Genomic DNA, 13603 nt, shown 5'->3' on the forward strand with positions numbered 1-13603 from the left:
CGGACGCTTTCCGTGGGCAATGCTTCAGCCTCCTCGGACAATAACCGTCCTTCGGGGTCTTCAGCTATTGCTTTTCCCGCAGGAGTCGCCGCCTTCGCTACTTCAAGCTTTCAGAAACAATAACAGTTTCGTAAATAGCCTTTCTAAAAGTTTGTTGTTTGGAAGAATCCGCGAGACTCCTGTGGAAGAATGATAAAGGTACTGAAAAAGTCGATTTTACTTTTTCAGTGCCCTTGATGAAATGAGCGAAGCTTCCGCAGTATTTTAAAGCCTATTAGGAGCGTTTTTCTCCTAATAGGCGGGCGGAAAGCTTCGCCATTGCAGGGTAGGAGGCTCGCGGATCATCCACGGAAAGGGAGCGGTAATTCTTCCAAACAACCTTCCCTGATAATAAAGGAACATAATAGAAAAAGACACTAAGTTTGTTTTGTGAAGACTGCTATACAGTTTTCTTACAAGAATGTAAAGTTGACAGCTATCTTTACGCCACGCGTGTCAAAGGAACCCTTGCACTTAAATGATGGTGGCTAAAAGATCACGCTGTAATTAATAAAAGACGCTACGCGTTTTTCTTAGTTGACATTAATTTAAGTTAAGGGAATAATATAGTTATTATATCATAACTAATTTAGCTTGGAAGCAGGTGACTTTTATGGATAACATGATCGAGGTAAAGAATTTAACTAAAACGTATAAAAAGGTTGATGCTGTAAAGGGAATAAATTTTGATGTAAAAGAAGGGGAAATTTTTGGTTTCCTTGGTCCGAACGGTGCCGGGAAAAGTACAACGATTAATATGATCTGTACCATGCTTGCCCCGAGTCAAGGCAGCATATCTATTAATGGATTTGATGTTCAAAAGGAAAAAAATAAGGTAAGAGAAAGTATCGGAATTATTTTTCAAGAAAATACCTTGGATGAAAAACTGACTGCAATGGAAAATCTGATGTTGCACTGCCGGTTTTACAAAGTGCCAAAGAATAAAAGAGTAGCAAGAATTCAGGAAGTTCTAGAAATTGTTGATCTCGTCGATGAAAAAAAGCAACGTGTGGAAACATTTTCCGGAGGGATGAAACGGAGACTGGAAATCGCTCGAGGGTTGTTACACTATCCAAAAGTACTGTTCTTAGATGAACCTACCGTTGGACTGGATCCACAAACGCGAGCTCATTTATGGGAATATATCTTGAAATTAAAGGAAAAAGAAGGCATTACGATGTTTTTGACGACACATTATTTAGATGAAGCGGAAATCAGTGACCGAATCGCAATAATGGACAAAGGAGAAATTATTGCGATTGATACCCCGCTAAAACTTAAGGACGAGTTGGGGGGCGACATTATTGAGTTATCAACAGAAGATAATGTCAAAGCACTGCAGGAAATAGAAGAGAAAGTGAAAGATGCGGAAGTAACCGTGCATGAGGATACAATCCATTTGAAAGTGGCAAGTAGTGATGCGTTTATTTCAAGCTTTATTAAAACGTTGGAAATCCCGATTACCAAATTAAATATTCGGAAGCCAACCTTAAACGATGTTTTTCTAGCATTTACAGGTAGAGATATTGGGCAAACTCAAACAAATAATAAATAACAGGATACGGCAGGAGGTAATCATCTTATGGAAGGTATTTATGCGATATGGCAACGCGATATAACGAAATTTTTCCGCGATCGAGCCAGGCTCATTGGCTCGTTTTCCATGCCTATATTATTTTTACTTATTTTCGGCGGAGGTATGAGTGGAACGATGGAAGGCCTGATTGGCATGGGCGGAGAAGGCATGGCCGATGACTTTAATTACGTTTCTTTCATTTTTCCGGGAATTGTGGCGATGACGCTTTTAATGACATCTGTATTTTCCTCTTTGTCTGTCATTGAGGACAAAAACTTTGGATATATGAAAGAAATACTCGTTTCACCTATTTCCCGTGTGAATATTGCGATTGGAAAGATGCTTGGAGCGGCTACAGTGGCGACGATTCAAGGGATCATGTTATTTTTATTAATCCCTTTAATTGGACTTAGCTATCCATTCATTTCCCTCATTCAAGTGCTGCCGGTTATGTTTTTACTAGCGTGTGCACTATCATCATTTGGACTGCTCATTGCAAGTCTCTTAAAGTCGACGCAAGGATTTCAGCTTATTGTTCAGATTCTTGTTATGCCAATGATTTTCTTATCAGGTGCGTTATTCCCAGTCAATAATATGCCTGCTTGGATGGATGTGATTGTCAAAATTAATCCCGTGACATACGGTGTAGATGTAATGAAGAAAATCATGGTTGATGTAGAAAGCCTGTCACCGATGGTTCAAGAAGCAATGGGACTAAATCTAAGTGTATTTGGTCGCACGGTTACCATTTTTGAAGAGATTTTATTTATAATCTTATTTACGGTCATTCTCATTTTACTCGCAACGGTCAGTTTTAGAAGAGCAAATGCATAATGTTTCGGAAATCCGATTAAGTACTGTATAATAATAATAAACTATCTTCCGTATTGTTTGTGCGGGAGGTTTTCTTTGGAAGGATAGTTAAGCGTTTGCAATTATAAGGAGGAGATTAATATGCCCTACATAGCTGATGATAAACGTTATGAAAAAATGAAGTATAATCGTACAGGCAATTCTGGTTTATTACTTCCCGCAATCTCGTTAGGACTGTGGCATAACTTCGGCGGAGTGGATTCTTTTGAAAATGGACGTGCCATGCTTCGTAAAGCGTTTGACCTTGGTATCACGCATTTCGACCTTGCGAATAACTATGGTCCGCCACCTGGTTCTGCGGAAGAGATGTTCGGTAAAATCATGAAAACCGATTTTAAACCGTATCGAGATGAAATGGTGATTTCCTCGAAAGCCGGCTACCATATGTGGGATGGCCCTTATGGAGATTGGGGATCCAAGAAATACATGATTTCCAGTTTAGATCAAAGTTTAAAGCGGATGGGTCTCGATTACGTTGATATTTACTATTCTCATAGACCTGATCCGAACACACCGATGGAAGAAACGATGGGCGCTCTTGATCAGATTGTGCGTCAAGGAAAAGCGTTATATGTTGGGATTTCTAGCTATAGTGCCGAGCAAACAGCGCAGGCAGTTAAAATTTTAGATGATTTAGGAACACCTCTGCTGATTCATCAACCGAAATATTCGATGTTTGATCGATGGATGGAAGATGGTCTTCAGGATGTGTTGCAGCAAAATGGCGTAGGATCGATTGCTTTTTGTCCGCTTGCTCAAGGTTTATTGACGAACAAATACCTTACTGGGATTCCAGCTGAGTCCCGCGCAGCGCGTAGCGGGAGTTTTCTGCAAGAGGACCAAGTGACGGAACTAGTCGTTGAAAAGGTGCAAAAGCTCAATGCCATTGCGGGCAGACGTGGGCAATCCCTTGCGCAAATGGCACTCGCCTGGGTTCTCCGAGGTGGTCATGTAACGACAGCTTTAATTGGCGCAAGCCGAGTGAGTCAAATAGAAGAAAATGTAGCGATTTTAGATAATTTAGAGTTCAGTGATGAAGAGTTAAAGGAAATAGACAGTATTTTATCGTAGTATAAAAGGATCGTGCTGGAAACTTCAGCACGATCCTTTTTAGAGATTGTTGTTTACCCCGTATTCAGCCTCTTCCTTTTATAAATTTCTCAGACGCAACAAATTCATTCATCCATTCTAGCAGGCGAATATCTTGATTAGGTCCGGCTACAACAGATAGAGAAACAGGTGCGTTGCCGAGTTCAGATTCTATCGGAATTGTTACTTGCGGCAGACCGGCTAATCCGGCAATGCAGGATAGTTGAAGTGTTTGTTTTCGTCTCGCTTCGACTAACGCTCCAGATAAATTCAACATAGGAGCCTCCCCAGGAACCGTAGGAAGAATCAATAAAGCATCGTCTTTCAATAACTCAAATAGTTTTGTTCGAATTTGATCCTGCAGCTTTAATTGTGGATTGGCATCCATTGATGTAAGATGACTCGCCATTTCAAATCTCTCTTTAATTCCAGGTCCAAATTCAGGTTTGACAGCTTTCACCCAATCCCCATGTGCATCCCAGATTTCTTTTCCCTGAATAATGCGGAAAGCGTTAGCCCAAAAGGGTAATCCTTCTTTGGCAAGCTCCACCCAAGAAGGTTCGTCAGCAAGCTCTTCTAATAAAGAAAAAGAAGGAGATAATGCTTTTTGAGTATCACCGTCGGCTAGCTCCCACGTATCTTTACTAAAAAGGATTCGTGAAAAAGCCCCAGAAATTTGTTGATTATCGAGGAGAACTTTTCCTACATCTTTTAACGTCTTGGCGTCCCTTGCCATCCAGCCAACGGTGTCAAAAGATGGGGCTAAAGGGATGACATGTTCGATGGGGACATTCCCATGAGTTGGTCGAAAGCCATAAATACCGCAATAAGCCGATGGGATCCGAACAGATCCTCCAGTATCGGTTCCTAACGAAAAGTCTGTGATATTGCCAGCAACCGCGACTGCTGATCCGCTGGAAGAACCTCCTGGGATGCGAGTAGGATCGCGGGGGTTAACCGGTGTTCCGTAGTGAAAGTTTTCCCCTTGCAAACTGTACATGATCTCGTCAGTAATCGTTGTTCCTTCTAGCTTAGCACCGTTTTCCAGTAAGCGTTTAATAGCTGGAGCAGTCTCCTTTGCAGCATCATGAGTGCGGAGCCAATCAGGATTACCTGCAGAGTTTTTCATTCCTTCTAGATGAAAAACATCTTTGACAGCGAAGCTCAGCCCTGAGAGACTTCCTTCCTTAGCTGGTTGGATCACTTTGTTTTTATCGACAAAAGCTTGATAGGTATCTGTCATGATATTCCTCCTTTTTAATTCTAGCAAATACATGTGTTTCCTCTAACTTACTAGGATTGACGGCAATTGTCACGGGCTGCGGAAATAGAAACGTTTCAGCTACGAAACTACATCGCACAAATATCTTTACCAAATGGGTCAGATAGCATGCCTTTTTCACGATCAAAAACAAGATTCCCATTCACAATTGTAGCTTCAACGTTTCCCTGGACTTCTTGACCGACATATGGTGAATATGGATGGCGAAAAAGAATGTCTTCTTTTTTGAAAACTGTTTTACTGTCGGAATGATAGATTGTTAGGTTCGCTTGATTGCCGATTTTTATTTCACCTTGTTTTTCCAAGCTCGGAAAACGGGAGGCGACATTGGCAGTTAGCATAGGGAGGACCTCCTCTAGAGATAGACCCCGGCTCATTGCCTGACTTAAAAAGGCTGTTGTTCCAAACTGAACGCCTTGAATTCCTCCCCATGCTTCCCAAATATTTTCGTTGCCTGCTTGTTTCATCGAAAGAGGACAGGGGGAATGATCGGAACTGATACAATCAATCTGTTTATTTTTGACCTTCTCCCAGAGCCCATTGACACAATCAGAGTCTCGAAGTGGCGGTGCGCATTTTAGCAAGGGACCTTGTTGAATAAAATCTTCTTCGTTAAAAATTAAATAATGTGGACATGTTTCAAGGGAAACATCGACACCTGTTTTTTTGGCTGATTGGATTAATTCCACTACTTTCGGATGACTGACATGGACGATATGTACCTTTGTCCCGTACTTTGCTGCCTCTTCCATGGCTAGTTCTGCAGCTTTCAATTCTGCGTCAACGGGCCTGCTGTCAAGAAAAGCACTAACATCCTTTCGATCGGTCTGACGGATGGGATGCGCGAATTGTTTGATCGTATCTTCCCATTCTGCGCGAAGGGCAAGAACGGCTCCTTTTTGACCGCAATACGCCATCGCACGTGATAAGGCTTGTCTATCGAGACGCTTAAAATCGTCAATCCCACTTTCCGATAAAAATCCTTTAAATCCAACAATTCCAGTATTGAACATAGCATCCAAGACAGTGTCATCGCTGGCCACGTCTGCTGTCATACCTGCCCAGAGGCCGTAATTGGTATGGGATCGATTCTCCCGCATAGTTTTGAAAGGGATAAATTTATTTTACAGAATCTGTTGCCTTTTCAGAATGAGTTAGCGTACTTGGGTGTTTTAGGTCCGACGCGACGAACATCGAGATTACTGGATGGCAATCCTATCCCAGCATTTGTTTCTTCCCCCATTGGTGTCGATATTTATGCAGATGGTGCAGAGGAAATCAGTATAAGTGTCATCGCAGAACTGATCCAAGTTAGAAACCTGCGGGCACGACAGAACTTCGGAAACCTTGTCGTTTGTTAAAGAAGAAAAAGTCATCTGTATGTGCGGTGATATTGGCGGCGGGCACAGGTTCTCGAATGGAAAATGCGACACCGAAGCAACTACTGCCATTAAAGGGACAATATATTCTTGAACGTGTGATTCATCAAGTCCAGAAACATCCATTTGAACAAATCATCTTAGTGGTAGGACATGAAGCGGATGCACTGAAAAGGAAAACTAAGATTGATTCTGCAAGGGTGCAGTGGCTGACTAATGAAGATTACCTGCGAGGGCAAAGTACATCGTTTCTTACAGGTCTCCGAAACGTGCGACCGTCTATTTCCTCAGCCATGGTATTTCTAGGGGATCAGCCGTTTATTCTCGATACTACGATAGCTGCGATTTTCAAGCATGGAGCTTCAAAGTCTGAGCGAGAGGCAGCTGGATTTGTGATACAACCGTGCTTTAAAGAAGTTCCTGGACATCCAGTTTATTGGGGGAATATTCAAACGTTATCCTTGTCGGACATATCAGGTGACAGGGGAGGACTGCAACAGATGAAAACAGTGAGGAAAGAAGCCATGGAAGTGAAGGATCCTTTTATCTCCTTTGATATAGATACACCGGAGGACTTCACTTCTGCAAAAAAAATGGCTCATTATCTTACGTAGTCGTTGTTCTATACCTAGGATGTCGCTTAGTATAAAAAATAACTAGTATAAAAATAACAAATAAAAAGTCAACTTCGTATAACCTCAAAAATATGGCTTGAGGGTTTCTAATAGGAGCCGTGATTTCCTAACTACGAAGAAGGTGCGTAACAAGCATCTTCTTCGTAGTTTTTTTATACTTATTAGTTATAGAGATTGTTCTAGCTTTTGAACAGAGCTATTTTGATCTTTTCAAAATAGTTAAGGTTTAGAAAGCATTTTAAATAAAAGAGGCTGTACGATTTTCTGCTAAAAACATTACTATAGGAGGAACATTTATGACGACAATATGGATAAAAAATGCTGAAATTATTACGATGAACGCCTACGATGAGCAATTTATCGGTGATGTTTTTATAGAAAACGATACGATTAGGGAGATTGGAAAAAACCTGCACTATCCTGAAGCCGATAAGGTGATCGATGCAACAAACCGTGTCATTACACCTGGTTTTATTCAAACGCACATTCATCTCTGTCAAACAATTTTTCGCGGAAAAGGAGATGACTTAGAACTGATGGATTGGCTAAAGAAGCGGATCTGGCCACTTGAAGCTGCCCATGACGAGGAGTCGATCTATTACTCCGCATTACTGGGGATCGGCGAATTAATCCAAAGTGGCACAACGTCGATTGTAGATATGGAGACGGTTCATCACACTGATTTTGCATTTCAGGCGATTGAGCGTACGGGAATTCGTGCATTGTCAGGTAAAGTTATGATGGACAAAGGTAATGAGGTCCCGCTAGCATTACAGGAAAAAACGGGTGAATCGATTCAACAAAGTGTTGATCTTATGGAGAAATGGCATAAGAAGGATGCCGGAAGAATTAATTATGCTTTTTCCCCAAGATTTGTTGTTTCGTGTACGGAGGAACTATTAAAAGAAGTGAGTGATCTTTCGAAAAAGCATCACGTTTATGTTCACACTCATGCGTCTGAAAATAAAGGAGAAATTGAGATTGTAGAATCCGAAACAGGAATGAGAAATGTTGTTTACCTGGATCATCTTGGACTTGCGAATGAGCGATTAATTTTAGCTCACTGTGTTTGGTTAAGTGAGGAAGAGAAACAAATCATTCAAAGGAAAAGAGTGAATGTCACTCACTGCCCAGGATCTAACTTAAAGTTGGCTTCCGGGGTTGCGGAAATTCCGGATCTATTAAATGCCCATATATGTGTCAGCCTTGGAGCAGACGGCGCCCCTTGTAACAATAATTTAGATATGTTTAATGAAATGAGGTTGGCCGCTCTCATTCAAAAACCGGTTCATGGCCCCACGGCTATGGATGCAAAAACAGTGTTTAAAATGGCGACAATCGATGGAGCTAAGGCAATGGGCATGGAAAATGATATCGGCAGTTTAGAGGTTGGAAAAAAAGCTGATTTGAATATTATGAATCTGAATGATTTTCACATGTATCCGTCCTATGATGTTGATACGATCTCCCGAATTGTATACTCTACGACGAGGGCAGATGTGGAAACAACCATTATTAACGGGAAAGTAGTAATGGAAAACCGTATCATGAAAACACTTGATAAAGAGATCGTTTTACACGAAGCTAATAAATCAATCAGCCGACTCATTAAAAGAGTCCCGGAAATACCGTCTCCTTAATTAAAAGGGGTCTGCCCCCCCATATATTTCCTGTTCAAAACAAAAAAGCTATCAACGTCTTTCGTTGATAGCTTTTTTAAGAGATAAGAATTTATAAAATTAGCAGCTAGCTTCACACCGCGCGTATCAAGGGAAACCCACCCTTGATACTTAAAAGATGGCGGTGGAAGCTGACGCTGTATTTAATAAAAGACGGCTATGCCGTTTTTCTTATAGTATTCAACATAGAAGCTTAAAAAGTTAGTGCTAATTTTTCTGCTTCTTTAATACCATTATTTGTAATTTCTTCTGCACGGTCAGGGAACTGATTGTGACCTTCAACAATAACGGTTGAAATGTCCTTAACGCCCCAGAAGCCTAACATTGTTTTTACATAGTTTACAGCCATCTCAGAGGACTGTGCTGGACCTTCAGAATAGACGCCGCCACGTGCATTTAAGAGAACGACTTTCTTGTCAGGAAGTAATCCTACAGGACCTTCTGCTGTGTAACGGAACACTTTTCCGGCTTGCGCTAAGTAGTCAAAGTACGTGTGTAACACAGCTGGTACAGTGAAATTCCAAAGTGGGAAAGCAAAAACAACTTTATCAGCTTCAAGGAACTGGTTTAAATATTTAGAGACGTTATCTGATGCTGCTTTTTCAGATGGCGTTAACTCCATACCGTTAGCTAGTTTAAACATACCGTTAATTTTATCTGTATCATAATAAGGAAGATTTTCCTCAAATAAATCAAGTTCAGTAATTGTATCTTCCGGGTTAGCCTTCTTAAAGTTATCTAGGAATGTGTGATACAATTTCACACTTACTGATTGTTCAATTGGTCGTGAATTTGCTTTAATAAATAAAACCTTTGCCATGAATAAAAACCTCCGATTAATTTTTGGATCTATTAAATTTTATGATTGATTTGAGGGAAATCCGCAAGACTCCCGAAGGACGCCGGCGATACTATTTCAAAATCCCACGAAACAATAACAGAGCCCATTTTAAAAAAGTTGTTATAGCAACTAAAAAAGATCAAATCTTTGATCAAATTATTGTCGAGACGTTATGATTCATTAAATGAAGTAATCTTTCCATCTCTTTAAGTTCTTCTTTTGAAATACCTTTACACACCACTTTATTAAAGTTTTCTAAAATTGGAATGACTTGATTCCCTAATTCTTTTCCACAGGAAGTAAGATATATTTCCATCGAACGTTGATCGTTCGGACACTTACTTCTGTTTAGAAAACCTTTACCCTCAAGGTTAGAAATCATTCTCGCAATATTAGTTTTGTCTTTATTGAGTGCTTTGGCTAATTGATTTTGGGTTAAACCGTCTTTTTCCCAAAGTAACATCATGACTAAATTTTGCTCTGGTGCCAGGTTATAAGGTTCTAATTTTGACTTAATATAACTTGTCAGGTCCAAATCTGTCTGATGTATCTTTATACTAATATAGTCTTGAAAAGATAATTTCAAAGGAATCCCCCATTAAACTAATTAGTTGCTATACATACTATTTCTATGGTTCAGTATAATGTATTGACAGATAGGATGTCAATATACTAGTTCGACTTCCAGTTAATACAAAATATTAACATTGGGTTCCTGTATATTCATCAATGGTGTTTTCTGAAAGATTAAATCATTACCTAGAATAAAGGTTCTCGAATCCTCTCAAGGAGGACGCTTTCGCTAGTCCAATGAAAAAACCAGGCCCTTAATTGGACCTGGTTTTTAGTGATTCACGATTTTTAGCCCTGCGTTTTTCCTGGATAGTGGGCGTTAGGAACAGGTACGTATTCCCAATCTGTATCTGATGCAAAGTAGAAGCTGGGGTAAGACGGCTGATTGTACGTGACATTTTGCCAGGCAATTCCAGTGCGGTACTGTGCATCGTGCATTAAGGTGTAAAGCTTCCGGTCGGTTTCTTCGGTGTTTAAATAGATACGAATCGCCGAACTATCTGTTTTACGTACGAGAAGTTCTTCTCGCCAATCACCAAAAATATCTGCAACTAATGATGGATTCCCCTTCGTGCCGTTATTGGCCCGTGTATTTTCTGTGGTAAGTACAGTTCCATTCTGCCAATCATCAATGGTGGGTGTTTCCTCTTTTGAACCATTCACGATTTGTGTCGTCATATTTGGGGACCATTTGATATTCATATTTGTACCAGGCATAGCATCGCTTATAAATTTGCCATCTGCTGTCCACAAACCTTCGCCCCATGTTTCAAGACCGCGGTTATTAGGATCCACATCTCCGATCATTCCGCGTCCTGTGTCTTCTCCGGTGTATCCACCATAAAGAACGTCCCCGGATTCGGCATCTCTTAAGGCATATCCGTAAGGAGCCCACGATCCACCTTCAAAGACCATGAAAATCTCAAGCCCGGGTCTATCTGGAATAATATCGGCTACGTGCAGTGCGTCACCATGACCAAGTTTTGCAGTTGTACCAGGAGCCGCACTTTCCTCGGGCATGATATCCCGTGAACTGTACAGTAATGAACCATCATGATCAATAGTTGCACCGCCATAGATGATTTCATGTTTTCCGTCCCCATCTACGTCTGCGATACTTAATGAGTGTGCCCCTTGCGTAGTAATACTCTTATACAATTCATCGGTTCCATCAACACCATGCGGATTAGCATGAAATGGATTATCCATTGGAGTCCAGCCACTATCCACATACCATTTCTCATGTAACGATTCACCATCCCAGTCATAGGATACGAGAGTTGTACGAGTATAATAGCCTCGCGCAAAAATGGCAGATGGATGCTCTCCATCAAGGTAAGCAACTCCGGCAAGGAAACGATCTACTCTGTTACCGGGCTCAATCCGTGTCAATGCATAATCTCCCCACATGAGTCCGTCATCGTGACGGCCAGGTTTATAATGAATAGTGTCTAATTCTTCAGCAGTTGCCCCATCGAATACAGTTAAATACTCCGGTCCCTCAACAATAAATCCTTCAAAACTGCGAAGGTGGTTATTTTCACTTCTACTTGGTGCATACTCATCTATGAAGTATTTTACTAGAGTCTGAGCATCTTCTCGAGATAAAGGGTACTCATATTTTTCCGCTATTCCAAAACAGTTTTCTAGTTTTTCAGGCCATTGGCCGCGAACAACTTCCTCGTGTTTATGCCACCCCATAAACAAGGTCGTCAAATACTCGAGATAGTCATCATTACTCATCCGATAATCATCGTCATGACTGTAACCGGCTTCTTTATCTATTTCCGGGATGGTAATATACTTTTCGGTACTAATCTCGCCACTTTTATCGAAGTGGATAATCTTTGTTCCGGGAGCGGTCTTGAATATTAGCTCTGCTCGACCATCCCCATCAAAGTCATAAACAAGAAATTGAGTATAATGTGCACCTGACCGGATGTTCACACCTAAATCAATTCTGTATAAAAGTGTTCCATCCAAAGTGTATGTATCAATATAGGTGTTACCGGTGTATCCAACCTGGGAGACATCTTTTGAATTAGAAGGATCCCACTTTACAATGAACTCGTATTGACCATCACCATTAACATCTCCAACACTCATATCATTTGCATGGTACGTATATTTTTCTCCGGCTGGAGTGATTCCGTCAGCTGGTTTTTGCAGGGGAAGATCAAAGTATTCCTCTTCCCAAGGAGTAACGGAATCAGATACGTCAAGCTCCTCACCATCTACAACAGCAGCTACAGAGTACTCTGCTGCTGAGGAACCATCCACGTCTAAAAAGTTTGTACTCTTCTTGATGAAAGCAATCTTTTTACCATCCCGGTATACGTTGAAATCAGCCCCTGTCATCCCATTCTCGGAAAATCCTGTAACTTCATGGCCCAGCAGCCTCCAGCTCAGAAAAGTCCCCTGCGATTGAGGAATGGCAACCAATCCACGATCCAAATTCTCAAGTTGGATGTTGAATTCGTTCTTCGTATCAGAAACAACTGTTTCAGAGATCTCTGCCTCTTTCTCATTTATGACCGCAGCAACTTTAAAGTAATGCTTTTTATGTGTGGATCGTTTAAAGGTATGGGAAGTACCAGTGGTTGTTTCTATATGCTTATACCTCATCTTTTCCGTGTCCTTGTCTGCCCAATAGATACGGTATACATCTGCTTCCTCGTGAGCTGACCAACTCAATGATACAGAGTCCTTCGTTAAATTAGTTATTTCTAAGTCTATCAATTGTGTATCCTCCTCTGTTCTAGTTTGTTATTTTGGAACTAATAAAGAATTTATATAGAACGCTTACATAATTTAAAAAACCAGTTGTTTTACTTCAAAGGATAAGTACTGCAAATCGCTCCAGGCTGACGCTTTCCGCGGTATTCTTCGAGTATTTTGATAAAAGTTCACATAAACATGAATATAGGATAAAACCCTCTAACATATATTTTGACATAGAATAAACTTTGAGAATGTTAAAAAAGTATCAATAAGTAACTTAAACTGCAAATCAATACCATAGGAATAAGACTTTCAATTCACTGAATTAGATGATAAGAGGGGAATTAAATGATTAGAATATGGGAATTTATGGCGGGTCTGACCCCTAATAGAAAAGGACATTGAAAAAGTCAATGTTTACTTTTTCAGTGTCCTTTGATGCAATGAACGAAGCTTCCGTAGTTTTTTAAGCCCATTAGGAGCACTTTTTTCCTAATGGGCGGGCGGAAAGTGAAGCCACTACCAGGTTATTTTATTGTATCAAAATTTATATGTTTTCCTATTTTAACAGGTAAGAATTCACAAATTTCTTGATTTTAAATTGTTGGTTTTCATCGAACAGAGAGGCTCGAATCGACTCTGGGCGGACGCTTTCCACGGGCAACTTCTTCAGCCTCCTAGGACAAAGACCGTCCTGTGGATTCTTCAGCAGTTGCTTGCCAGAAGGAGTCACCACCTTCGCTTCTTAGAGTTGTTATTTAAAACTAGAACAAGGTAAAGGGAAGATAGTCTTTTTATATTTTGGAAGGTCCTTAGTAGATAAAAAATCCAAAAACTATTGATCTTTTTGGAATTTCAATGTACTATATGGACAGAGAAAGCGTTTGCACAAGGGTTCAGAATTTTTTGGAGAAAC

11 protein-coding genes and 1 riboswitch are annotated in these 13603 nt (G+C 40.6%); of the genes, 6 read left to right on the forward strand and 5 right to left on the reverse strand.

Annotation, left to right across the window (positions count from 1 at the left end):
• Nucleotides 1-652: 652 nt before the first annotated feature.
• The 3 genes from CEF18_RS21885 (at nucleotide 653) to mgrA (ending at nucleotide 3559) form a co-directional block, all read left to right on the forward strand.
• Entirely contained in the window at nucleotides 653-1594 is a 942-nt protein-coding gene (locus CEF18_RS21885; RefSeq protein WP_110938605.1) for an ATP-binding cassette domain-containing protein, read from the forward strand.
• Nucleotides 1595-1621: 27 nt separating this feature from the next.
• A complete protein-coding gene (locus CEF18_RS21890; RefSeq protein WP_110938606.1) occupies nucleotides 1622-2449 on the forward strand; it encodes an ABC transporter permease in 828 nt (275 codons plus the stop codon).
• Nucleotides 2450-2569: 120 nt separating this feature from the next.
• Nucleotides 2570-3559 (forward strand): L-glyceraldehyde 3-phosphate reductase, encoded by a 990-nt coding sequence (mgrA, locus tag CEF18_RS21895; RefSeq protein ID WP_110938607.1) that lies wholly within the window; start codon nucleotides 2570-2572, stop codon nucleotides 3557-3559.
• A 64-nt stretch (nucleotides 3560-3623) separates the two neighbouring features.
• On the opposite strand, the gene CEF18_RS21900 is transcribed toward mgrA, so the two are convergent.
• Both CEF18_RS21900 and CEF18_RS21905 read right to left on the reverse strand, forming a co-directional pair.
• Entirely contained in the window at nucleotides 3624-4820 is a 1197-nt protein-coding gene (locus CEF18_RS21900; protein ID WP_110938608.1) for an amidase, read from the reverse strand.
• Between the two features lie 107 nt (nucleotides 4821-4927).
• On the reverse strand, nucleotides 4928-5914 hold the full coding sequence (locus tag CEF18_RS21905) for an amidohydrolase family protein (RefSeq protein ID WP_183040993.1): 987 nt from the start codon (nucleotides 5912-5914) through the stop codon (nucleotides 4928-4930).
• A gap of 24 nt (nucleotides 5915-5938) precedes the next feature.
• On the opposite strand from CEF18_RS21905, the gene CEF18_RS21910 reads away from it, so the two are divergent.
• From CEF18_RS21910 to CEF18_RS21920, 3 genes are all read left to right on the forward strand, one after another.
• Nucleotides 5939-6220 carry an XdhC family protein gene (locus tag CEF18_RS21910; RefSeq protein WP_110938610.1) on the forward strand — a complete coding sequence of 94 codons (282 nt, stop codon included), beginning with the start codon at nucleotides 5939-5941 and terminating at the stop codon, nucleotides 6218-6220.
• Nucleotides 6214-6852 (forward strand): nucleotidyltransferase family protein, encoded by a 639-nt coding sequence (locus tag CEF18_RS21915; RefSeq protein WP_110938611.1) that lies wholly within the window; start codon nucleotides 6214-6216, stop codon nucleotides 6850-6852. The genes CEF18_RS21910 and CEF18_RS21915 overlap by 7 nt, the downstream gene beginning before the upstream one ends.
• Before the next feature lie 54 nt (nucleotides 6853-6906).
• A riboswitch (purine riboswitch) is annotated at nucleotides 6907-7006 on the forward strand.
• Nucleotides 7007-7169: 163 nt separating this feature from the next.
• Nucleotides 7170-8513 (forward strand): 5'-deoxyadenosine deaminase, encoded by a 1344-nt coding sequence (locus tag CEF18_RS21920; RefSeq protein WP_110938612.1) that lies wholly within the window; start codon nucleotides 7170-7172, stop codon nucleotides 8511-8513.
• Between the two features lie 232 nt (nucleotides 8514-8745).
• Here CEF18_RS21920 and CEF18_RS21925 read toward each other — a convergent pair whose 3' ends face one another.
• From CEF18_RS21925 to CEF18_RS21935, 3 genes are all read right to left on the reverse strand, one after another.
• A complete protein-coding gene (locus tag CEF18_RS21925) occupies nucleotides 8746-9372 on the reverse strand; it encodes an FMN-dependent NADH-azoreductase (RefSeq protein WP_110938613.1) in 627 nt (208 codons plus the stop codon).
• A gap of 172 nt (nucleotides 9373-9544) precedes the next feature.
• The gene (locus CEF18_RS21930; protein ID WP_110938614.1) at nucleotides 9545-9979 is read right to left on the reverse strand and encodes a MarR family winged helix-turn-helix transcriptional regulator; all 435 of its coding nucleotides are present in this window, start codon (nucleotides 9977-9979) and stop codon (nucleotides 9545-9547) included.
• A 275-nt stretch (nucleotides 9980-10254) separates the two neighbouring features.
• On the reverse strand, nucleotides 10255-12591 hold the full coding sequence (locus CEF18_RS21935) for a rhamnogalacturonan lyase (RefSeq protein ID WP_183041010.1): 2337 nt from the start codon (nucleotides 12589-12591) through the stop codon (nucleotides 10255-10257).
• Nucleotides 12592-13603: the final 1012 nt, after the last annotated feature.

The organism is Salipaludibacillus neizhouensis (genome assembly GCF_002886185.1).
In the GTDB taxonomy this organism is placed as follows: Bacteria; Bacillota; Bacilli; order Bacillales; family Salisediminibacteriaceae; genus Salipaludibacillus; species Salipaludibacillus neizhouensis.